This is a genomic window from Silvania hatchlandensis, assembly GCF_025564065.1.
GTDB classification, from domain to species: domain Bacteria; phylum Pseudomonadota; class Gammaproteobacteria; order Enterobacterales; family Enterobacteriaceae; genus Enterobacter; species Enterobacter hatchlandensis.
This window is the reverse complement of record NZ_JAMGZK010000054.1, coordinates 113,910-135,758: the sequence shown is the minus strand read 5'-3', so window position 1 is coordinate 135,758 and position 21,849 is coordinate 113,910. Positions and strand designations below refer to the sequence as shown.

Here is a 21,849-nt window from a genome sequence, read left to right as displayed (position 1 = left end):
CAGCCTCAAGAGGCCGCTGATGAAATTAGGTCAACTTTCTGTCGGTTGCGTTTTTTTCAAAATCAGCAACGACAGGCAGATTACTGCCGACGCAGCGAGGTTGTACAGCATCCCGGCAACAAACGCAGAAGCATACTGCCCGGCATGTGGCAGGTGAGTCGTCTTTGAAAGCGCACCATTAAACAGAATGCCAACGACGCCAACGCCCAGAGCAGCCCCGATTTGCTGAACTGTCGAGATAACCCCGGATGCCATGCCAGATTCCGCTTCTTCAACAAAACTCAAAACAAGATTCAGTAATGGCGTCATAATATAACCCTGGCCAGCACCGACCATAATAAGTGCAGGAATTAACTGCACTGGTTTCAGTTCTGATCCTGACATCCATACCTGAAATATCATTATTGCAATGAAGACCGCATAGGTTAATGCGCCAATAAAAAGGCTATATGTTCCCCATCTGGCAACCAGTCGCGGTGCAGCCAGGGATGCAAGCATAAAACCTACGCTACAGGGAGCAAAGATACTTCCTGCATGGAAGGCATCCAAACCCAGCCCCGTCTGTATCAGTAAGGCAAAGCAGAGAAAGAATGAACTTGAGGTAGAGTAAACTAACAACACCAGCATCGTTCCCAGCGAGAAATGGCTATTCGCCATCAGGCTCATATCGACCAGGGGCCATTTGCCTGCTATTCGACGTTTCTCTTGTTGTCGATAAAAGAGTATCAGTATAGCCAGTCCTATACCTGGTGCCCATCGGCTCCAGTCAGGCCAGCCTTGCACTGGTCCTTCTATTAATGGAGCCAAAATCAGAACCAGCCCGCAACTGACTAGTAGCACACCTGGCCAGTCCAGCAGCGGCCTCTGCGGGGCACGGGATTCGGGAATTGATCGTGCTGCGAGAATAGCTAAAGCGCCAATCGGCAAATTAATGAGAAAAATGCTGCGCCAGCTCAGACCAAACAAGTCCGCGTGTACCAGCCATCCGCCCAGCACCTGACCGGCAATAGCGGCCAGCCCCAGTGTCATCCCCAACAAGCCAAAGGCTTTGCGCCTGTCATTATCCTCAAAGTTAACAAGAATGGAGGCATAAACCTGCGGGAACAATAATGCCGCTGCCAGCCCCTGCAAAACCCGGGCGCAAATAAGATAACCGGTGCCTGGCGCCAGGCCACAGAAAGCTGAAGCCAGCGTAAAGCCAGCCATACCAGTAATGAATAATCGACGGCGACCAAACATGTCCCCCAGCCGCCCCCCAGTAATCAACATAACGCCAAATGCGAGTTCATACCCGGCGACGATAAGGCCAATCTGCGCAAAATTCGCTCCCAGTCTGGTCTGAATACTGGGGATGGCGACGTTTACGACAAACAGATCAAAGATGGTAACGAATCCCGCAAGGAGCAGCACGGACAAACCAGCCCAGGGAGGCGTACCACGCGAGGGACGTTGGGAGGGAATGGTAAAACAGGAGGTTGAACTCATATTGCATATCCAATTCAAGAAGAATATGCGACGATTCTCGCTGTCTTATTAAACGATTACAATTTAACACTTTATACTATTACTTTAAGCAACGAGATGAGCGATGCGGACATTAAATCGAACGCGTACTGATCTGGCGGCCTTCCTGCGTGCGCAGCGGGAACGTCTGTCACCTGTCGACGTAGGGCTTCCCAGCGGAACCCGTCGCCGGACGCCAGGCCTGCGGCGTGAAGAAGTCGCAGCACTTGCGGGTGTTGGCCTCACCTGGTACACATGGCTTGAACAGGGCCGGGATATTGGGGTGTCATCCACCTTTCTGGATAATCTGGCGCGGGTGCTGAAACTGGATGCCGCTGAACGTCGACACCTGTTTATGCTCGCACATGAGCGCCCTCCGGCCGAACCCGGTAAAACCTGGTGTGTACTGCCACCACTTGTAAGACGACTGATGCATGACCTGCCGCATCCCGCTTTCGTGCTTAATCTGCGCTGGGACGTCCTGGGTTTTAATGCATTAGCCGACGAGTTATTTAATTTTGGCTGTCATATACCCGAGCAGCGTAACCTCCTTTGGCTACTTTTCACCGATAACACTCTTCAGAGACGAATCGTAGACTGGAATGAACAGGCGCCGCTAATGCTGTCAAGCTTTCGCCGAGATTTCACTCGCGCCAGCCAAAATACGGATATAGCTGAATTGGTAAATGAGCTGGAATACGTCTCGCCAGAGTTCAAAGGCTGGTGGCGACAACATCAGGTTCCCGCGAAATGCAATGGAGTCCGTCATTTGCTGATAGGGGAACAGGCCTTGCCTTTCGAATTCACGTCACTGACTGTGGATGAAGACAGACATTTGAGATTGATAGTGTATGCACGACAAATAGAGGGTTCTGAATGTCCTAATTAGCCATTTTTCAGGGAAAGAAATCTCGCGCCGCGTTCTGGCAGGCATCACAAGGGGCCGCTTTTGGCACGAAGCGGACCATCTAACTGAGCTGAAGGTCCGCAGTGAACGAGAAGCGGATGGTATGCCTGAAATAATGTCCCTTTAGTTTGAAGAGGACGTAAAGGAATAAGGTAAAATTTACATGGCCGTAACCCAGTTAATCCCGAAATCCGGCCATGTAAGAACTTTGCAGGTTCTGAAATGAAATCAATGGCAAGTTAATTCTAATTGTCATATTACGGTTAGGCCGTATTTAACGGATGTTAAACCAGCCAGTCGTGTCCTCAATTACACGCCACAGTTTCTGGGGTATAGCAAGTTGCTCTACGTCTGATGCAGCAATATTTAGAGCAATTTTTCCTTCAGCTTTGCCATCTACGAATTTAACCCAGTCTGGGTTCATAATCATACCCTGACCTACTGCCGTCAAAGATACCCCTGCTTTAACAGCATCCTCGGCTTGCTCTGGTGTTCGCAACTGCCCGGCAACAATCAGAGGTATACGTCCAGCAAGGTGATCGCGCACGATTTCGATAACTTTGGGGCCATTCGGTGCATCAACGGGTCTGGCTTCAAGTGCATTACCGAGTGATACATGGAGATAATCAATACCCTCATCGACCAGGCGGTCAACCAGGTGAAGCGACTCATCAATGCGCAACCCATCTTCGTAATGCTCATCCAGTGAAATGCGGTATCCCATAAGGAAGGGATTGGTTGCATGCTCAGCAATCGTTTTACGCACACTCTCAATGACGCTGAGTGGGAAACGCATACGGTTTTTAAGAGAGCCGCCCCATTGATCTTCTCTACGGTTGGAATGAGGTGAGAAAAAGTTCTGAAGTAAAAAGCCATGAGCACCATGTAACTCAACACCATCAAATCCTGCTTCTATTGCACGGCGAGTTGCTTTCCCGAAATCCTGAATAACAGTTTCGACTTCAGTGCATGTCAGTTCACGAGGGGTAACGGACGGTGCGAAAGGGCCGGCGTCACCGGGAATAGCGCTTGCAGCGACAATATCCGAAACCAGTTCAGGGCTGGTTTTCACACCTGCATGGAATATTTGTAAGATTGCCGGTGCTCCACCGCTTTTTGCAGCAATAACAAGGCGCTTTAAACCGGGAATAAATTTGTCGTCATACGCAGCAAATTCTCCCGTAAACCCAATGCCGTTTTCCTGAACATGAGTACAGCCAGTAATGACCAGCCCGATGTCCTGAACGCGTCGACGATAATATGCTTCTTCCTCATGAGATACCGTGCCGTCATCATTACCAGCCCAGGTCGTCATCGGGGCCATCACAATACGGTTGCGCAGCGTCACACCTTTACCAAGTGGAAATCTTTCAAGTAGTGGATTTTGTTTCATGGATAGTCATACCTATGCGAGATTTTTCTTGAAGAAAGGAGCCAGCTTACTCGCTGCAACCGTTGCACCCTGACCATCATAGAGGTCCATATGTGTTGCACCCGGAATGATATGCAGCGTTTTTTGAACAGAGGCCGCAGTATTCTGTAATTCCTGGCTATGCCAGAGCGATCCTGCTTTACTACCGGCTATAATCAGAAGTGGTTGTGTTAAATAGACATCTGCCCCTTCAAATCCGGTGAACGACGCCAGCGTACTGATACTTGTCATCAGCATTTGATTGGTAGAAGTCGGATATTTTCCGCGTTCAGTCAGATAGTAGTCCGCAGCTTCCTGAAGATCTTTTGGTGCACTGGTATCACCCAATTTGGGTACATAGTTGACATAAACCGGTGCGCCGCCTGCTGCTTCGACTGTGCGCTGTTTAGCAACCGCATCCAGAGTAGGAATGAGTTCAGATTCTGATGTTGTTCCCTCCCAGCCTTTTCGGGTCGCAGCTCCAACATCTACGGCACTGACCGTTGCCAGCGCTTTGATTCGGCGTTCCGTCATCGACGCTTTAACCGTAATACCACTGCCTGCACAAACGCCTAATGCGCCGATTCGATTATTATCGACATAAGGGAGAGTCGTCAGGTAATCGACTGCGCTATAGAAATCGACGACTCGCTTCATGGGATCATCAACAAAACGCGGTAATCCGCCGCTAGCCCCCTGATGGGAGGCATCAAACGCCAGGGTGACAAATCCTTCTTTAGCCAGTTTAAGGGCATAAAGTCCAGCAGTCTGTTCCTTAACGCCACCACCAGGGTGGACAACGACAATAGCAGCGTATTGACGGTTTTCGCTGAAATCAGGGGGGACGTAGACATTTCCGGACATCATTATCTCATTGTTCCGGAACAGGACGCTGGTGACTGTAATGCCATCTACGTGTGTAGTGGTGCCAGATGTATTAGGTGTAGGTGAGAGCATGGCTAAAGCATGACCCGCCATCAGTAATCCTGCTGAGGCCACTGAACTCGTCAGGATAAAATTACGGCGACTTAACCCACCTGTTTTTTTACTCATTGCAAGACTCCTTCATATATATGATGGCGGCCCTGGCCGCTGAAAAAACATGAATTGTTTCAGCGGCCATCTTAATCTCTTTAGTATTGAGAAATTAGATGCTTAATTTCGCATGGGCTTAGAAGGAGGTTTTATTAATAGGGTTATAAGTAACTGAGTTCGATATGGACCAGGACAAACAGCGCTCAAAGGTTATGGGGCACGGAGTGCTTCGAGCACAAGTGCGAATGCCAGAGAATGTTGTAGACGGCTGGGGTAGTAAAGATGATAGGGGGGACGCGGTGGACACCAGTCTGTCAGCACCTGGACTAACATCCCGTTTTCAAGATAATTCTCCACGGTATCTAACGGCAGATAAGCAAGTCCCATTCCATCAAGGGCGGCCTGCCTCATCATATTTATTGTGCTGAAAGTCGCTCGTCCATCAATACGGACCTTAATTTCCGTCTTATCCTTGCGAAACTCCCAGGTATAGAATCCGCCATGAGTGGGTAGGCGTAATCTGATACAGCTATGATCGTTTAAATCACGAGGCGTTCCCGGATAGGTCTTCCCCATGAAATAAGAGGGCGCTGCGACCACTGCAAAACGGAAGTCCCTGGCAAGAGGCAGGGAAACCATATCCATATCGACCTGTTCGCCCAACCGAACGCCAGCATCATAACGTTCAGCGACAATATCTTTAAGTCCGTACTCGCTGATAATTTCAATGTTGATATCGGGATACTCAAGCATCACCGGGGCGAGTTTAGGCCAGAGAATTGTATCGGCTGCATGTTCAACGGCAGTAATACGCACAGTACCGGCTGGTTTTTCTCTCAACCCGCTGAGTGCGGCGATCTCACTTTCAATTTCGTCAAAATGTGGTCCTATACGGGAAAGTAGCCGCTCGCCAGCTTCTGTCACAGAAACGCTACGCGTGGTACGGGTAAGAAGACGAAGGCCAAGATCTGCTTCAAGAGTCCTTACCGTGTAGCTCAGCGCCGACTGCGAGACACCTAACTGAGCGGCCGCTTTTGTGAAACTTTTTTCACGGGCAACTGCGATAAAAGCTTGATAATCGTTCACATTTTTACGGCGCATTTATTGACCAGGTTCTTTTGGATTAATATTTCTTACTTATAAAATAATTCCTGGCGTGGAGGTTTGTCTATTGGTAACGATCCAACGTTTCTCATCCACGACAAGTATCCATTAGCACTCACTAATACTTAATAAAATTAAGGCTTACAACGTCCGCTTTTGCCACTTTACTGACCATCAAACCAAAAAAATCTCTACGCCGTTATAGTCGATATCCCTTATAACAAAAAACCGGGACCGCTTATCGCGATCCCGGCCCTTTACTCACACAGCGCCTACTGCCATCACTCCTTCACACGCAGTCGCTTGATCTTCTGCTCTTCATTACTTTCGGCACTGGCCACCAGCGTAAAACTAAAATTCACCTCCGTATGCTCCCCATTGAGATCGCGCGCCTGCGCCACGCTGGCATCGGTGATCTTCACCGGATCCGCAATCAGCTCCGCACGGGTCGCAAAGGCAAAGTCATCCCACAGATACTCATCCCCGTTCAGGTTGATCTGCGTGGTCAGGTGTTTGTACCCCGGCGCCGACACAAAGAAATGCACATGCGCCGGGCGATTGCCGTGGCGGCCCAGGGCGGTGAGCAGCTTCTGGGTTGGGCCATCCGGCGGGCAGCCGTAGCCGCACGGCACGATGCTGCGCACCGCATAGCGGCCGTTTTCATCGGTCAGGATGCGGCGACGCAGGTTGTATTCGCTCTGGGACTGATCAAAGAACGAGTAGCCGCCAAGGGTGTTGGCGTGCCAGATATCCACAATCGCGCCCGCCACCGGCTTGCCGTTCAGGTCGGTGACCTGGCCCTGCAGCCACATGGTTTCGGCCTGCTCACTGCCGTCGTCCATACGGGCAAAGCTCTGACTCAGCGGGGCGTTGGCCACGTACAGTGGCCCTTCGATGGTGCGCGGGGTACCCACTTCTTCACCGGATGCGGCCTCTTTCTCATCAGCGCGCATATCCAGATAGTGTTCAAGGCCCAGACCGGCGGCCAGCAGCGCCGCTTCCTGGCGTCCGCCCAGCTCGTTAAGGTAGTTCACCGCGACCCAGAACTCTTCGTCAGTAATATCGAACTGCTTGATGGTCTTGCACACATCGCTCAGCAGCTGATGCATGATGTTTTTAAAACGGTCATTGCCACCGGTGGAATTTAAGCCGCTGCTGATGGCCAATAAGGTGTCCAGCTCGGTTTGATGTACAGGGTTCTGTGACATTGCTTATTCCTCTTTGTAGGGTACGTTTTTGTAATTATTTCGACGACGTTTGTTCGGTATAGATAGACGACGGATGCGCGCACAGCGGCTGCACGCTGATTTCCATCCACGGGTACAGCGGCAGCGCGGTCAGGATCTCGTGCAGCTCCTGGTTGTCCGCCACGTCAAAAATACTGACGTTGGCGTACTGGCCGACCACGCGCCAGATGTGCGGCCATTTCCCCTCGCGCTGTAAACGCTGGGAGTAGGCTTTCTCTTTGGCTTTAACCTCTTCAACCTGCTCTTTGGGCAGGGATGACGGGATGTTGACCGTCATTTCCACTTTAAACAGCATCGCGTTCTCCTTTATTTACGTGCGTAGTAACGCAGCTTCTCTTCGTCGATATCGACGCCCAGGCCCGGCCCCTGCGGTAACGTCACCTGTCCGTGGCTGAAATCGAGCGGACGGACCACGATGTCATCCTTCAGCAGCAGCGGGCCGAACATCTCGGTGCCCCACTGCATCCTGACCGTCGACCAGGCATGTAACGATGCGACGCTACCCAGCGTGCCTTCCAGCATGGTGCCGCCGTACAGCGCCACGCCTGCCGCCTGCGCCACCTGTGCCAGCTTAAGCGCCTGCACCGGACCGCCCGCTTTGGCAATCTTCAGGGCATACGCGCCGGTAAAGCCGCCGCTCGCCAGGGCATAGCCGTCATGGCTGGTCGACACCGCTTCGTCGGCCAGAATCGGCACCGCAAAGCGCTGGCTCAGGGCAATTAACCCTTGCCGATCCCACAGCGGGATCGGCTGCTCCACCAGGTCGATACCGCCATCCTGCAGCTGCGTCATCCCTTTGATGGCGGTGGTGAGATCCCACGCCTGGTTGACGTCCACGCGGATGCTGACCTCATCCCCCAGCGCGGCCTTGATCGCTAGCGCGTGGCGGATATCAACATCCAGCCCGCGTGCGCCAATCTTCAGCTTGAAGGTGTCGTGCCGCCCTTCTGCCAGCAGGCGTTGACCCTCTTCGATGTCTTTCTGGGTATCGCCGCTCGCCAGGGTCCACAGCACCGGCAGCCGTGTGGTGAGCGCCCCGCCGAGCAGCGAGCTGACCGGCAGGCCCAGCGCCTTGCCCTGGGCATCGAGAAACGCGGTTTCCAGGGCGGATTTAGCAAAGGTGTTGCCCTTCACGTGGGCATTCATTTTGTCAGCCAGCGCCGCCGGGCCGCTGAACGTCTGGCCGCACAGCAGCGGGGCCAGATAGGTCTCAATCGCGGATTTGATCGCCTCCGGGCTTTCTGCGCCATAGCTCAGGCCGCCGATGGTGGTGGCTTCGCCCCAGCCGGTAATGCCGTTGGCGCACTGCATTCTGACGATTGTCAGCGTCTGGCAGCCCATGGTAGCCATCGACAGCTTGTGCGGGCGGATGGTCGGGATATCCACCAGCCAGCAGGCCAGGGATTCAATGGTGATACTCATGTCGCAGCTCCTGCGGTTAAAAAGGTCAGCACCTGCTGGTTAAACGCCGCCGGGCAGGCGACGTTCGAGAGGTGCGATGCGGGTAAGGTCACGCAGCGGGTCTGCTTTGCCTGGGCGGCGAGCCACTCGCCGTCGTTGACCGTGGTCACCGGATCGTCTTCCCCGGCGATGACCAGCATCGGGCGCAGCATCGCCGATACGTCCGGGCGCAAATCTGCAACGGCCAGCGCTTCGCAGCAGACGGCATAGCCCTCCTTCGGGGTATCGGCCAGGCCATCCACCAGCAGCTTGACCACGCCGGGGTTGCTCTCGCGGTACGCCGGGGTAAACCAGCGATCCGCCGCGCCGCTGGCGACCGGGCCCATCCCCTGCTGACGCACGGTGGCGGCACGCTGCAGCCAGCCTTTGGCTTCGCCGATTTTCGCCGCGGTATTGGCGACCACGATGCGCGAAAAACGCGACGGCGCGTGGCGATTGAGCCACAGGCCGGTCATCCCGCCGAGCGAGATGCCGCAAAAGACGGCGCGCTCCACGTCCAGATGATCGAGCAGGGCAATCACGTCCTGCCCCAGGGTATCGAGGGTGATGCCCCCTTCTGCCAGCGGAGAGCGGCCGTGACCGCGGGTGTTGTAGCGCAGCACGCGGAAGTGGCGGGTGAAGTCGGCCATCTGCGCCTGCCACATCTGCCAGGTGGTGCCCAGCGAGTTGGAGAGCACCAGCAGCGGCGCGTCCTGTGGGCCATCGAGGCGATATTCCAGATCCATCACGCCTCCTCGGTTTCAGCATTAAGGGCAAAGGTCAGCGCCACAGGGGTAACCGACTGCAGGTACCCGGGCGTCACGTCGCCAAACAGCTCGCGCACCAGGATGCCGTCCGCGGTGATATCCATCACCGCCATGTCGGTATAGATGCGGTCGATGCAGGCCATGCCGGTCAGCGGATAAGTACAGGTTTTGACGATTTTGCACTCGCCCTGGCGGGTCAGATGTTCGGTCATCACATACACGCGCTTCGCACCAATCGCCAGGTCCATCGCCCCGCCAACTGCCGGAATGGAGGAAGGTTCCCCGGTGCTCCAGTTTGCCAGGTCGCCATGCTCGGAAACCTGATACGCCCCCAGCACGCAGATATCCAGGTGACCGCCGCGCATCATGGTGAACGAGTCCCCGTGATGGAAATAACACCCGCCGTCGAGCAGGGTCACCGGTTGCTTGCCCGCATTGATCAGCTCCGGATCTTCGCAGCCCGGCGCAGGCGCTGGCCCCATCCCGAGAATGCCGTTTTCGCTGTGCAGGAAAATCTCGCGATCCGCGGGCAGATAGTTGGCAATCCGGGTCGGCAGGCCGATCCCGAGGTTCACGTACGCCCCTTCCGGTATGTCGCGGGCAATGCGCTCGGCCAGCTGCTGATGAGTCAATTTATTCACGTAATCTCCTTAGGCCGTCTGGGTCTGACGCGCGGTCGCCACCGGGACGATGCGCTGGACAAAAATCCCCGGTGTGACCACCGCTTCCGGGTCGAGCTCGCCTAACGGTACGATCTCGCTCACCTGGGCGATGGTGCAGTTGGCGGCGGTGGCCATAATCGGCCCGAAGTTACGCCCGGTTTTGTCGTAAATCAGGTTACCCCAGCGGTCGGCCTTCAGGGCTTTGATCAGCGCAAAGTCGGCCTTCAGCGGGGTTTCAAAGACATAATCTTTGCCGTCGATATGGCGCGTCTCTTTGCCTGCCGCCAGCGCGGTGCCAAACCCGGTGGGGGTGAAAATCCCGCCGAGCCCGGCACCACCGGCCTGAATGCGGGCCGCCAGGTTGCCCTGCGGCACCAGCTCCAGCTCCACTTCCCCGCGACGATAGAGATCGTCAAACACCCAGGAGTCGGTCTGGCGCGGGAAAGAGCAGATCACTTTTTTCACGCAACCGGCCTTAAGCAGCGCCGCCAGGCCGTAGTCGCCGTTCCCGGCGTTGTTGCTGATAAGCGTCAGGTTGCGCGGTCTGCGGCGGATCAGGGCGTCGAGCAGTTCGGCGGGCTGTCCGGCCGGGCCGAAGCCGCCCACCATCACGATGGCACCGTCAAAAATGTCGGCTACCGCGCCGTCGATGGCGGCAATCCTTTTATCAATCATGGTGCTACCTCATTTTTGTTCTTGTCAGACGGCAGGCTGCGCAGCGCAATCCATGCCAGCAATGCATAGCCCATCAGCAGCAGGGAGACCGGCCAGGACGCGTCGAAGTACATCAGCATCGCCACCGCCAGCATTGGCCCCAGGCCACCGGAGAAGATCGAGCCCACTTCATGCCCCAGCGCCAGGCCGGAGTAGCGCACCCGCACCGGGAACAGATCGCTCATGATGCACGGCTGGGTGCCGATCATCGCCCCGTGGCAGAACGGCAGGCCCAGCAGCATCGCCACCATGATCCAGCCGTAGTCGCCGGTGGAGAGCAGCCAGAAGAACGGGAACGCCATCACCAGCAGACCGATCACGCCGATGTAGTAGACCGGCTTCAGGCCGATGCGATCCGACAGTGCGCCCCAGAACAGAATCGAGAAGAACTCCACCAGCATCGCCAGGGTGACGGCGCTGATGATCTCCCCGGTACTGATGCCAATGTGTTTGGCGTAGACCACCGAGAAGGTGAAGAAGATGTACGACGCCCCGTTCTCCGGCAGGCGCAGGGCGATGGCCTGCAGCAGCGCTTTCGGGTGCTCGCGGATAATCACCATCAGCGGGATCTTCTCATGCTTGTCTTCCGGTTTGGCCTGGCTAAAAGCCTTGCTCTCGCGGATGTTTTTGCGGATGTAGACCCCGACCAGGAAGATCACGATGCTAAGCAGAAACGGTACGCGCCACCCCCAGCTCATCAGGTCCTCTTCCGGCAGCTTCTGCACCAGATAAAAGGCGAAAGCGGATAACACAAACCCACCCGAGACGCCCATCTGGCTCCAGGCGGTATAGAACCCGCGACGGGATGCCGGGGCGTTCTCGCTCAGCATCAACACCCCGCCGCCCCACTCCCCGCCGGATGCGACGCCCTGTAAAAAGCGCAGGGTGATCAGTGAAATCGGTGCGAGGATACCTATCTGCGAATAGACCGGCAGCAGGCCGATGACAAAGGTGGTGGCCCCCATCAGGGTCAGGGTCATTATCAGCGTCATCTTGCGGCTGTAGCGATCCCCGAGATGACCGAAGACAATGCCGCCCAGCGGACGCGCCAGAAAGCCCACCGCAAAGCCGGAAAACGCCAGCAGCGTGCCCTGCATCGGGTCGCCGCCCACCGGGAAGAACAGCGGGCCAAACACCAGCGCCGCCGCGGTGCCGTACAGGAAAAAGTCGTACCACTCCAGGGCATTGCCCAGCACCGAGGCGAACACCAGCTTGCGCATCTGCCCGGCATCCTGGGGAACCGCCGCCGGGGCGACGGTATTTTCAGTCACGACATTGCTCATCCGCGTTACCTTTTATTGTTGGTTTTACGCTTGTACGTCATGCCCGACGGCATGGTAGCGACGGTTGAAGTAGACCAGCCCACGCGGCGCTTCGCTGATACGCACCGCCTGCACCTGGCAGTAAAAAACAGAGTGGCTGCCCACTTCGTGGCAGGTGTCGATCACGCAGTCGAAGCTGGCGACCGACGAACTCAGCACCGGCGCGCCGCTGGCCAGCACCTGCCAGCTGTCGTAGCCAAAACGCTCCTCGGAGCGCAGGCTGGCGTTGGCAAACACCCCGGAGAGATCCTGGTGATCGCTGGAGAGCACGTTGACGCAAAGGGTGCCGTTCTGTTTGAAGTGTTCGTTGGCAAAAGAGTTGCGGTTCATACAGACCAGCAGCGTCGGCGGCGAGTCCGTGACGCTGCAAACGGCAGAGGCGGTAAAGCCAAATTTGCCCGCCGGGCCGTCTGTTGTGATAACAGAGACCGCACTCCCCAGCTGCGCCATTGCATTACGAAATTCGGTTTGCAGTGTCATAAGGTATTCCTCACAGATCGATGACTAAACGCGCGCTTTTCGCACGGGAACAACACAACAAAATCTGGTCGCCGTCGGCTTTCTCTTCATCGGTGAGATAGCTGTCGCGGTGATCCGGCTCGCCTTCCAGCACGTCGGTCAGGCAGCTGCCGCAGATCCCCTGCTTGCAGGAGACGCACACCTTCAGTCCGGCCAGCGCCAGGGCTTCGACGATGCTCTGGTTCTCCAGTACCTGCACGGTGATGCCGCTGGTGGCGGCAACCACTTCAAAGGCCGCGCCGCCGGTCTGCACCTCGGCGCTGAAGCACTCCTGATGCACCTGCTCCGGGCGATAGCCGTGACGGGTCGCTTCGTCCACAATCGCCTCCATCAGGCGCGTCGGGCCGCAGGTGTAGACGTGGGTATTGGCCGGAACGTCGCTCAATACCGCCGCCAGGTTCAGCCGCCGGGCGTCGCTGAAGTGCATCTGCACGCGATCGGCATACGGCGACTGCTCCAGCTGGGGGATAAACGCCGCCTGGGTGCGGGACCGGGCACAGTAGTGCAGGCTGAACGACCGCCCGGCGGCGTGCAGCTCGGCGGCCATCGCCAGCATCGGGGTGATGCCAATCCCGCCGCCAATCAGCAGGCTGTGGCTGGCCTCGTCATTCAGCGCAAAAAGGTTGCGCGGATTGCTGACCTGAATCCGATCCCCAACGTTCAGAGCGTGGGCCGCCAGCGAGCCGCCCTGGGACTGAGCGTCTTTCAGGATGCCGAGCTGGTAGTGCTGGCGATTTTTTGGGTCGCCGCACAGGGAATACGGACGCACCAGGTCTTCTGTCAGATGCAGATCGATATGCGCCCCGGCGCTAAAGGTCGGCAGCTCGATACCGTCAGAATGCGCCAGCGTCAGCAGGACCACCTCGCCCTGCAACTCTCGCCTGATAACCTGTAATGTCAGCATGTTGACTCCTTAACGCATAAACAGACCGCCGTTGATGTCCCAGGTCGCCCCGGTGACAAACGACGCCTGCTCAGATGCCAGCAAGGCCACGGCCTGTGCGACAAATTCGGCTTCACCTAACTGGCCCACCGGGATCATCTGCAGCAGCCCGGCCATCTTCTCTTCCGGCACCAGGGCGTGAACCATCGGCAGATCCAGCGGGCCGGGGGCAATGGCATTGACCGTCACGCCGGATTGACTCAGCTCGCGGGCAAACACTTTGGTCAGGGTCAGGATCCCGCCCTTCGAGGCCGCGTAGTGCGCCCCGGAGGCGGTGCCGCCGTTCTGCCCGGCTAATGAGGCCAGGTTGACGATCCGGCCATAGCCTTTAGTTGCGAAATAACGCCCCATGGTCTGGCAGCCGACAAAGGTGCCGCGCAGGTTGGTGGCGATCACCCGGTCGAACTCCTCCACCGGGATGTCCATTACCGGCGTCGCCAGGGTTAGCGCGGCGTTATTCACCAGCACTTCCAGGCTACCGAAGCGTTCAATGGTGGCCTCCAGCGCGCGAGCAAAATCCTGCGGCTGGCAAATATCCAGCCCCAGCGCCAGCACTTTGCCCTGGCCGTCATCCAGACGGTCGGCGGCTTCCCGGGCGCGATTAACATCAACATCAGTCAGCACCACCTGGAACCCCTGCTCCAGCAGGTGGGTGGCGATAACGTTGCCCAGCCCGGCGGCTGCGCCGGTGACTAATACGGTTTGCGTCATGGACGGCTCCTCAGAGGATGTAGCCGATGCTGTGCAGCACATCGTCGCTGTTGACCAGACGGATCACCTTTTGCGCGATCAGCCACTTGCCGTCCTGCGGCAACAGGTGCCAGGTGATGTCCGCCGCGTAGTGGCGGCTGTGCCCTTTGCGGTGCTCCCACAGGGACTGCGCCCCGCGCACCACGATCCGATCCTCGCCGGACTCCAGCAGGCGGAAGCGCGACAGGGTGCGCAGCGTTCTGGCGCGCGGCGTGGTGGAGATAGATTCGCCGCTGTACAGACGTTTCACCCGGCGCTCGCGCATGTGGTGATCGTCGCAGGCGTAGTTAAGGGTGTTTTTAAAATCGGTCTCGTTCGGGTCGATCGGCACGACGTACAGGCCGTCGTGCTGCCACAGATCCAGCCAGGCGTTGAACTCACCCTGGTCCAGCAGATCGCCTTCGAGGTTAATTACGGACATGGCCGCAAACAGTGCAGAATCTGGGGTCATCATTGTTCCGTCTCCGTCATTAACTTTTTCCACTGCTGATAGGCTGCACGCATCCCGGTTTCGGCGCTGACGTCGCTGCGCAGGCCATCATCGGTGCGGTACTCTCCGGCCAGACCGCGGTTGAGCATGATCCACAGGTCATCCCCGGCGGTGGCCCCGCGCTGAACGCGCTCCCAGGCTTCGGAGTCGTCCGGGGTGCCAAAGCCCATCGGGCCCTGGAAGTGCTCGTGCAGACGCAGGCGCGCCTGGTTGGCAATCTCCGGCCCGCCGTCCATGGTGATCACCGCGTGGTGGATTTCGGTTTCCATTACTGAGACCGGCTGCAGGACGCGGAAAAAGGCCATCGAGCAGGCGATGTTCGGGAACAGGTTGAGGTTAAAACCGGAGCCGCCCACCGCGCGCACGATGCGTCGCACCTGCTGTTCGTCATGCTCTTTACGCAGTTCATCCGCCAGCTCGACAAAGCGTTCCGGGATCGGCGCATCGAGGTTGGCTTCCAAATCCACCAGCTCGGGGATCATTACCATCACGCTGTGGCCGTTGCCGAGATCTTCGACGTAGCCGCTGCCGTCGACGAAATTGAGCATCTCTTCGGTCTGCTTATCGACCGAGCTGAGGAAGGAGCGGTGCACCACCGGGAAGTGATAGCCGTCGGTGGTGTTCTCGAGCTGGATCTTCCAGTTGCCCGGGAAGCGGAAGCGGTGCGCAGGCCCGGTCTTAATCGGGTAGCCCGCGCCCTGCTTCATAAACAGATCCATCCATTTTTTGGCTGCACCGAGGAAATCCTCCAGCGGTTCGATCTGCTCGTTAAAGGTGGCGAAGACCATTCCGGCGTACTCTTCGGTACGCAGCGACACCAGACCCAGCGCGTTCTTTTCCAGCTGATCGGCGTAGCTCTCCGGGTGCGGGACGCCGCGCAGGCTGCCGTCCAGCGCGTAACCCCAGCCGTGATACGGGCAGACGAAGCTATTGGTTTTGCCGCTGCGGTGTTCACACACCGTGGCCGCGCGGTGGCGGCAGCGGTTCAGCAGGGTATGGATCGTGCCTTTGCGATCGCGGACCACGATCACCGGCTGGGTGCCGATCTCGGTGGTTTTAAAGCTGCCGGTGTCCGGGATCTCGCTGACGTGCGCGACCCAGACCCAGGTTTTGCTGAAAATACGATCCAGCTCGAGCTGGAACAGCGCGTCGGAGGTATAGAGCGAGGTGTGCACGCGGTCGGCCTGCACCAGCGCAGCAATCTCTTCGCGCCCCGGGACCGGCTGCGCTGTGGTATCGATATTTTTGACATTGATGATGTGGTCACACTGCATGTTGTTACTCCTGCTCGTCTTCGACGGTCTGGTTTTTGTCAGGTACCGGTAACGCATCCGTCGCGTGCCAGTGGCTCACCGGTCTGCTGAACAGGTTGCGGGTGGTGAAATGGTGGATGGTCATTTCCCCGGCCTCGCGACGGAAAATAATCTTGATCTCGGCCGCATTCAGATGGGCACCTCCGGCGGTAAAGGTGGAGGTTTGCAGCATCAGCCAGCGGCCGTGCAGCTCGCCATCGGCCTCGTGATACAGGGCTTCGGAGCATAAAAAGTGGGCATTCATGGCAAAGTGCGCGGGGTGACTGACATAGCCCGCCATCATCGCCACGATTGCCGCACGCCCCTGATGTTTGCCGAGCCGGGTGGCGTACGGCTCACCCAGCCCTTCCCAGCAGGCACCTTCGCTGAACAGCGCGCCAATGGCCTGCACCGTCTCCATGCTGTCCAGCCGATCGCACAGACGCATGTAGTGGCTGATGCAGACGCGGGCAGCCTGCTGATCCTCGAGCTGCTGTAAACGCAGCGCATCCTGTGGGCTCATGAGTGACTCCGTTACTGAATAATCAGTTCGCGACCGACGCGGGCTTCAATCTTGCAGTACTTCCACAGCTTGCTGCCGCTGTCGCCCACCGGGGTGGTGCGGAAAAGGTTGCAGACGGCGGCCACGCTCTCAAGGGTGTCGGCATCCGCCAGTACGTAGGTGGTCCACGGGGCGGTGGTCGACGGGCCAACCATCAGGCGGTCGTCGTCCATGTTGCCGATAACCCGGATCCCCGGGGTCTCGTCGATACCCTTCATCATCACCCCGAAGGCGGCCCATACCTGTTTGGCTTCTGCCGCGCTGGCATCAAAAAAGTTCTGATTTACACCGATGCAAAACAGCACGCGTGAGGTTGTTGTCTGGCTCATCTGTTACTCCTGTCGTAAAAATTACAAATAACCCGGCAGTGGTTTACCGCCGAAATAGACCGTACCGGCATTGAGGTACGAGAGGTCGCCCATGAAAGCGTGCTGGGTGATCACCAGGGTGTCGCGCACGTAGCGCTGCAGCGGGCTTTTCAGGGTGATGCCGCCCATGCCGTTCAGCGCCAGCACCTGACGGGTCACCTCGGCGGCGACGCGCGTCACGTGGGTGGACGACAGGCGCAGGGCATTGATCTGCTCGCGGGCGGGTTCATCCCCGGCGAGGATGCACTGCCAGACATCGTCAATGGCGTCGTAGAACCAGGCTCGCGCCGAACGCAAATCCGCTTCACAGCGGGCAATCTGCATCTGCGCCTGCGGACGGTCCGCCAGGCACGGCGCACCGGTCACCGACTGTTGACGATGGGCAATGGCATAAATTTCGTTAAGCGACGCGCGGGCCACGCCGAGGGCCACCACCGAGAGCACCTGGGTCGCCAGCGACAGCACCGGATAGCGGTACAGCGCGCCCTCCAGGTTAAGGGCGCCACCGCGAACAAAGGTCCACTCCTGCGGGACATAGGCATCGTTAACCACCAGATCGTGGCTGCCGGTGCCCGCCAGGCCGACGGTGTTCCATACCGGGTCGATCTGCACGCTGTCGCGCGGCAGGACCGCCATTCGCGGCAGGGTTTCACCGCTTTCCGGCAGAATACCGACGCCAAATACCGAGGCGCCCATGCTGCCGCTGGCAAAGCCCCAGCGTCCGCTGACGCGGTAGCCGCCATCTGCCAGCACCGCTTTCTGCGGTGGGAAGATGCCGCCGGCAAAGACCACGTCAGGGCCGTCGCGGTAGAGTGCTTTCAGGGTATCCGGCGGCAGCGCGCCGAGATAAAACGGGCTCATGCCGAAGCTGGCGACCCAGCCTGCGGAGCCATCCGCGGTGGCGATCTGCTCGACAAGCTCGCAGAACTGCGCCGGGGAGCACTCGTCACCGCCGTAGATTTTGGGCACCAGCGCGCGGTAAACGCCCACCTGCTTAAAACGGGTGATGATGTCGTCAGAGATGTGACGCTGTTGCTCAAAATCTGCGCTGCGGGCCGCAACGTCATTCAGCAGTGGAACGAGTTCCTCACGAACATGAACAGCAGACATAACTTCCTCCTGAAAAGCGTGTGCGGCCCGCAGCAAGACGAGTGCTGCCGCAATGAGTGGTACTCACTGAGTTAGTGTTGAGTCAGGTGAAGAAACGGGTGGTTAGTCGCGTCGTCGCCCGGTCAGCCATTCGGCGGCCTGCAGCAGCAAACCGTCCTGGCCTTTGGCAGCAACCAGCTGCAGCGCCACCGGGCGACCATCAAGAGTGCCCATCGGCAGGCTCAGCGCCGGGTGGCCGCTGAGGTTGAACGGGCGCACCAGCCGGGTGAGGTTCACCACGCTGATCGGATCCTGGGCCTCGGCCAGCGTCGGCGGCAGCTCCGGCAGGGTCGCCAGCGCCAGCAGCGGGGTTTTCGCCAGCCGGGCATCGACCTCGGCGGTGAAGGTCTGGCGGGTGTTTTCCGCCGTTTTCAGGGCGTCGGCGTCGATGCTTTCCCCGGCGCGGATACGGGCCGCCACATCGGCGGAGACCGCGCCGCTGCTCAAAAGCGGGTTGAACGCCTGCCAGTTCTCATGGCTGATCAGGGTCAGCCCGGCGCGGTGGGCATCGTTAAGCAGAGGCAGGTCAATTTGCTGCGGATGCAGGTCGAGTTGCGCCAGCGCGTTCAGCAGCAGGGAATCGATTTCAGGCGTGGCGGCCGGGATAAAGCCGATGGCAGGCAGCGCGGGCAGCGGCGCGTTCACCGGGATGGCGAGACGGGTCAGCACCTGACGCAGGACGCGGGCCCGGCGGACGAAGATCCCGACGCAGTCCAGCGAGCTATGCGCGGGCATCACCCCTTCCCGGTTCAGCGCACCAAAAGTCGGCTTCAGGCCGATCACGCCGCAACAGGCGGCGGGCATCCGCACCGAACCGCCGGTGTCGGTGCCGAGGGCGAAGTCCACCTCACCGGAAGCCACCACCGCCGCCGAACCGCTGGAGGATCCACCCGGGATCAGCGCCGGAAACTGTGGGTTACGCGGGGTGCCGCCCCAGGGGTTGATGCCGGTGACGCCAAACGCCAGCTCGTGCAGAGCGGTTTTGCCGGTCAGGACGCAGCACTGTTGCAACAGCGTGGCGACCACCCCGGCATGCTGTGTTGCCGCCGGGCGATCTGCCAGTGCCGGGCAGCCTGCACGGGTTGGAAAACCGGCGATATCCAGCGTGTCTTTCACCGCGAAACAAAGGTCGCCCTCACCGAAGGTAAACCGTTGTACGTAACCATTGCTCTCAGTAACTGGCTGCATCATTCACACCTTAACCAGAAAAAACGAATCATATTCGGGTAAGCAGTCTGCGCTGCGTCTTCAACCCGCGTGAAGTTAAATCAATCATGCGATATTTAGATGAATATTCAAGTAATAATTCACGTTAATTTTACCAAACGGTAACACTGAAACATTTTAATAACATTCGTGAAAAGTGATTCAGGACGATGAAAAATAACAATAAAATTTCCGCGGGAATGAAAAAAAAGCCGCCCTGACGATTGGGGTGGCTTTAAATAAAGTGATTGTTTTACAGTGGGTTATCTGGAATTTTTAAGGCTGTCACAAAACCGCAATTCTGTCCGCTGGCGGGTCAGAGATCGTTGAGATTATCGAGAACCTTCGCCAGGGAGAGGTTCATTTTTTCCATCTGGGCGGCACTCATGCCCTTAAATCCCTTCTCAAAAACCTTGCTGGCGAGACGGTGCGCGTCGGCCACTTTTTCGCGTCCGACATCGGTAAGCATCACTTCGGTTACCCTGGCATCCTGCACGCTGCTGGCGGTGGTCACCATGCCGTCATCGCGCAGGCGACCGACAATTTTGGTGACAGTCGGCATTTTGGTCATCGCGTACTCGGAGATCTGAGAGATGCTGGCTTTGCCATACTGCTCGGTGATCATCAATACCCGAAAGCGGGAGACATCGAGCTGCACCTTTTTCAGTTCAATTTCCATCACTTGCGTGTAGCGCGCGTAGACATTAACTATCCAGTAAAACGGGAACGCTTCGCGATGAAAGCCGGAATCGGTGTCCGACGATGGGGGGATATGACTCATGAGGTTCCTTTCCTGAAGCGGCGCAATGGCGGCAATTATACCCGCTATTTCCCGCCCGCTATAGCCTCTTCACACCCACCAGCGGGTGCTGCCGCGCAGCGAGGCTGGCGAAAGCCGATCGATCTCGCATTACGATTCAAAAATGCTACGTGATTAACAATTGCGTATCATTTTTTAAACATAAAATTGACGTCCATACCTGCGGTTTTCTATACGTTAGCCACGTGTTCAGGTTGCACGGGACAACAATACCTATAATCGCAATGTGGAGCTTTTCATGAACGACAGTCTATCGATGGAACAGACACGCTCCGACGTGCTCGCTCCCCCCTCCTCTGCCGACGCCACGCTGGATCCGCGTCAGCAGATCGTGATCAAAAAGTTGTTCCGGAGACTGATCACTTTTTTGTTCATCCTGTTCGTCTTCTCGTACCTCGACCGCATCAACATTGGCTTTGCCGGCCTGACGATGGGCAAAGATCTGGGCCTGACCAGCACCATGTTTGGTCTGGCCACCACCCTGTTTTACGTGATGTACGTGATCTGCGGGATCCCGAGCAACGTGATGCTAAGTATCGTGGGCGCCCGGCGCTGGATCGCCATTCTGATGGTGGTCTGGGGGATTGCGTCCACCGCCACCATGTTCGCCACCGGCCCTGGTAGTTTGTATGTGCTGCGCATGATGGTGGGGATCGCCGAAGCGGGCTTCCTGCCGGGCCTGCTGCTGTATTTAACCTTCTGGTTCCCGGCGCACTATCGTGCACGCGCCAACGCCCTGTTTATGATTGCCATGCCGGTTACGATGGCGCTGGGGTCGCTGGCCTCGGGGTATATTCTGAACCTCGACGGGGTAATGAACCTGAAGGGCTGGCAGTGGCTGTTCCTGCTGGAAGGCTTCCCGTCGGTGATTCTGGGCTTTGTGGTCTGGTTCTGGCTGGATGACAGCCCGTCGAAGGCGCGCTGGCTGACCGACGATGACAAAGCCTGTCTGAATGAGATGCTCGAGGCAGATCGCCTGAATGCCATCAGCACCCAGCAGCGGGAAAAAGCCACCCTGGTACCGACGCAGCGTAGCATGTTCCGCGAGCTGTTCACCCCGACGATCATGCTCTATACGCTGGCCTACTTCTGCCTGACCAACACCCTGAGCGCCCTGAGCGTCTGGACGCCGCTGATCCTGCGCAGTTTCAACCAGGAGAGCAGCAACGTGACCATCGGCTTGCTAAGCGCCATTCCGCAGGTGTGTACCATCGTGGCGATGGTGTGGTGGAGTAAGCGTTCAGATAAGTACAACGAGCGTAAAATCCATACCCTGCTGCCGTACCTGTTTGCCGCTGCGGGCTGGATCCTGACCGCTTCCAGCCGCGATCCGATGCTGCAGTTCACCGGGATTATCATGGCCTCGGCCGGTGCCTTTGCGGCAATGGTGATTTTCTGGACCACGCCTGACCGCGCCATCTCGCTGCGCGCCCGTGCGCTGGGGATTGCGGTGATCAACGCCACCGGGATGACCGGTGCCGCGCTGGGTCCGCTGCTGATGGGATGGATGAAGGATGTCACCGGCAACTTTAACGCCGGGATCTTTATGGTGGCCGGGTTCCTGGTGCTGGGCGCGGTGGTAATTGCATTGATTCCGATGCAGAAGCCCGAACCGCAGTCGTAATGGTATGAACGATT

General features: G+C 57.7%; 23 protein-coding genes. 2 read left to right on the top strand and 21 right to left on the bottom strand.

What is annotated here, in order from left to right; all coding sequences use genetic code 11:
- Nucleotides 1-30 precede the first annotated feature (30 nt).
- Nucleotides 31-1,485 carry an MFS transporter gene (locus M8014_RS19685; protein ID WP_271284064.1) on the bottom strand — a complete coding sequence of 485 codons (1,455 nt, stop codon included), beginning with the start codon at nucleotides 1,483-1,485 and terminating at the stop codon, nucleotides 31-33.
- A 103-nt stretch (nucleotides 1,486-1,588) separates the two neighbouring features.
- Between M8014_RS19685 and M8014_RS19680 the strand changes: the two genes are divergently transcribed.
- Nucleotides 1,589-2,392 carry a helix-turn-helix transcriptional regulator gene (locus M8014_RS19680; RefSeq protein WP_271284063.1) on the top strand — a complete coding sequence of 268 codons (804 nt, stop codon included), beginning with the start codon at nucleotides 1,589-1,591 and terminating at the stop codon, nucleotides 2,390-2,392.
- 292 nt (nucleotides 2,393-2,684) lie between these two features.
- Here M8014_RS19680 and M8014_RS19675 read toward each other — a convergent pair whose 3' ends face one another.
- From M8014_RS19675 to M8014_RS19580, 20 genes are all read right to left on the bottom strand, one after another.
- Nucleotides 2,685-3,803, bottom strand: coding sequence for an NADH-dependent flavin oxidoreductase (locus M8014_RS19675; RefSeq protein WP_271284062.1), 1,119 nt, complete (start codon nucleotides 3,801-3,803; stop codon nucleotides 2,685-2,687).
- A 12-nt stretch (nucleotides 3,804-3,815) separates the two neighbouring features.
- Complete coding sequence (locus tag M8014_RS19670; RefSeq protein ID WP_271284061.1) at nucleotides 3,816-4,874, bottom strand: alpha/beta hydrolase; 1,059 nt, start codon at nucleotides 4,872-4,874, stop codon at nucleotides 3,816-3,818.
- 192 nt (nucleotides 4,875-5,066) lie between these two features.
- A complete protein-coding gene (locus M8014_RS19665) occupies nucleotides 5,067-5,957 on the bottom strand; it encodes a LysR family transcriptional regulator (protein WP_271284060.1) in 891 nt (296 codons plus the stop codon).
- A 284-nt stretch (nucleotides 5,958-6,241) separates the two neighbouring features.
- Nucleotides 6,242-7,168, bottom strand: coding sequence for a catechol 1,2-dioxygenase (catA, locus tag M8014_RS19660; RefSeq protein ID WP_271284059.1), 927 nt, complete (start codon nucleotides 7,166-7,168; stop codon nucleotides 6,242-6,244).
- Between the two features lie 34 nt (nucleotides 7,169-7,202).
- On the bottom strand, nucleotides 7,203-7,502 hold the full coding sequence (catC, locus tag M8014_RS19655; protein ID WP_271284058.1) for a muconolactone Delta-isomerase: 300 nt from the start codon (nucleotides 7,500-7,502) through the stop codon (nucleotides 7,203-7,205).
- Nucleotides 7,503-7,513: 11 nt separating this feature from the next.
- Nucleotides 7,514-8,629: a muconate/chloromuconate family cycloisomerase gene (locus M8014_RS19650; protein ID WP_271284057.1), complete on the bottom strand. Its 1,116-nt coding sequence runs from the start codon at nucleotides 8,627-8,629 to the stop codon at nucleotides 7,514-7,516.
- Complete coding sequence (gene pcaD / locus M8014_RS19645; RefSeq protein WP_271284056.1) at nucleotides 8,626-9,393, bottom strand: 3-oxoadipate enol-lactonase; 768 nt, start codon at nucleotides 9,391-9,393, stop codon at nucleotides 8,626-8,628. Before pcaD ends, M8014_RS19650 begins: the two co-directional genes overlap by 4 nt.
- Nucleotides 9,393-10,055: a 3-oxoacid CoA-transferase subunit B gene (locus tag M8014_RS19640; RefSeq protein ID WP_271284055.1), complete on the bottom strand. Its 663-nt coding sequence runs from the start codon at nucleotides 10,053-10,055 to the stop codon at nucleotides 9,393-9,395. Before M8014_RS19640 ends, pcaD begins: the two co-directional genes overlap by 1 nt.
- A 9-nt stretch (nucleotides 10,056-10,064) precedes the next feature.
- Nucleotides 10,065-10,751 (bottom strand): 3-oxoacid CoA-transferase subunit A, encoded by a 687-nt coding sequence (locus M8014_RS19635; protein WP_271284054.1) that lies wholly within the window; start codon nucleotides 10,749-10,751, stop codon nucleotides 10,065-10,067.
- Nucleotides 10,748-12,010 (bottom strand): MFS transporter, encoded by a 1,263-nt coding sequence (locus tag M8014_RS19630; protein WP_271284290.1) that lies wholly within the window; start codon nucleotides 12,008-12,010, stop codon nucleotides 10,748-10,750. The genes M8014_RS19635 and M8014_RS19630 overlap by 4 nt, the downstream gene beginning before the upstream one ends.
- An 87-nt stretch (nucleotides 12,011-12,097) precedes the next feature.
- Nucleotides 12,098-12,592: a flavin reductase gene (locus M8014_RS19625; protein ID WP_271284053.1), complete on the bottom strand. Its 495-nt coding sequence runs from the start codon at nucleotides 12,590-12,592 to the stop codon at nucleotides 12,098-12,100.
- Nucleotides 12,593-12,602: 10 nt separating this feature from the next.
- Nucleotides 12,603-13,535, bottom strand: coding sequence for a PDR/VanB family oxidoreductase (locus M8014_RS19620; protein WP_271284052.1), 933 nt, complete (start codon nucleotides 13,533-13,535; stop codon nucleotides 12,603-12,605).
- Between the two features lie 9 nt (nucleotides 13,536-13,544).
- On the bottom strand, nucleotides 13,545-14,285 hold the full coding sequence (locus M8014_RS19615; protein WP_271284051.1) for an SDR family NAD(P)-dependent oxidoreductase: 741 nt from the start codon (nucleotides 14,283-14,285) through the stop codon (nucleotides 13,545-13,547).
- A 10-nt stretch (nucleotides 14,286-14,295) separates the two neighbouring features.
- Complete coding sequence (locus tag M8014_RS19610) at nucleotides 14,296-14,775, bottom strand: aromatic-ring-hydroxylating dioxygenase subunit beta (protein ID WP_336264828.1); 480 nt, start codon at nucleotides 14,773-14,775, stop codon at nucleotides 14,296-14,298.
- A complete protein-coding gene (locus M8014_RS19605) occupies nucleotides 14,775-16,088 on the bottom strand; it encodes an aromatic ring-hydroxylating oxygenase subunit alpha (protein WP_271284049.1) in 1,314 nt (437 codons plus the stop codon). The genes M8014_RS19610 and M8014_RS19605 overlap by 1 nt, the downstream gene beginning before the upstream one ends.
- Nucleotides 16,089-16,092: 4 nt before the next feature.
- On the bottom strand, nucleotides 16,093-16,629 hold the full coding sequence (locus M8014_RS19600) for a nuclear transport factor 2 family protein (protein WP_271284048.1): 537 nt from the start codon (nucleotides 16,627-16,629) through the stop codon (nucleotides 16,093-16,095).
- 11 nt (nucleotides 16,630-16,640) lie between these two features.
- Nucleotides 16,641-16,997, bottom strand: a complete 357-nt coding sequence (locus M8014_RS19595) for an IacB protein (protein ID WP_271284047.1) — start codon at nucleotides 16,995-16,997, stop codon at nucleotides 16,641-16,643.
- A 21-nt stretch (nucleotides 16,998-17,018) separates the two neighbouring features.
- A complete protein-coding gene (locus M8014_RS19590) occupies nucleotides 17,019-18,146 on the bottom strand; it encodes an acyl-CoA dehydrogenase family protein (RefSeq protein ID WP_271284046.1) in 1,128 nt (375 codons plus the stop codon).
- Between the two features lie 102 nt (nucleotides 18,147-18,248).
- Nucleotides 18,249-19,373 (bottom strand): amidase, encoded by a 1,125-nt coding sequence (locus M8014_RS19585; RefSeq protein ID WP_271284045.1) that lies wholly within the window; start codon nucleotides 19,371-19,373, stop codon nucleotides 18,249-18,251.
- Between the two features lie 334 nt (nucleotides 19,374-19,707).
- Entirely contained in the window at nucleotides 19,708-20,172 is a 465-nt protein-coding gene (locus tag M8014_RS19580; RefSeq protein ID WP_271284044.1) for a MarR family winged helix-turn-helix transcriptional regulator, read from the bottom strand.
- Nucleotides 20,173-20,449: 277 nt separating this feature from the next.
- Between M8014_RS19580 and hpaX the strand changes: the two genes are divergently transcribed.
- The gene (gene hpaX / locus M8014_RS19575; protein ID WP_271284043.1) at nucleotides 20,450-21,835 is read left to right on the top strand and encodes a 4-hydroxyphenylacetate permease; all 1,386 of its coding nucleotides are present in this window, start codon (nucleotides 20,450-20,452) and stop codon (nucleotides 21,833-21,835) included.
- Nucleotides 21,836-21,849 lie beyond the last annotated feature (14 nt).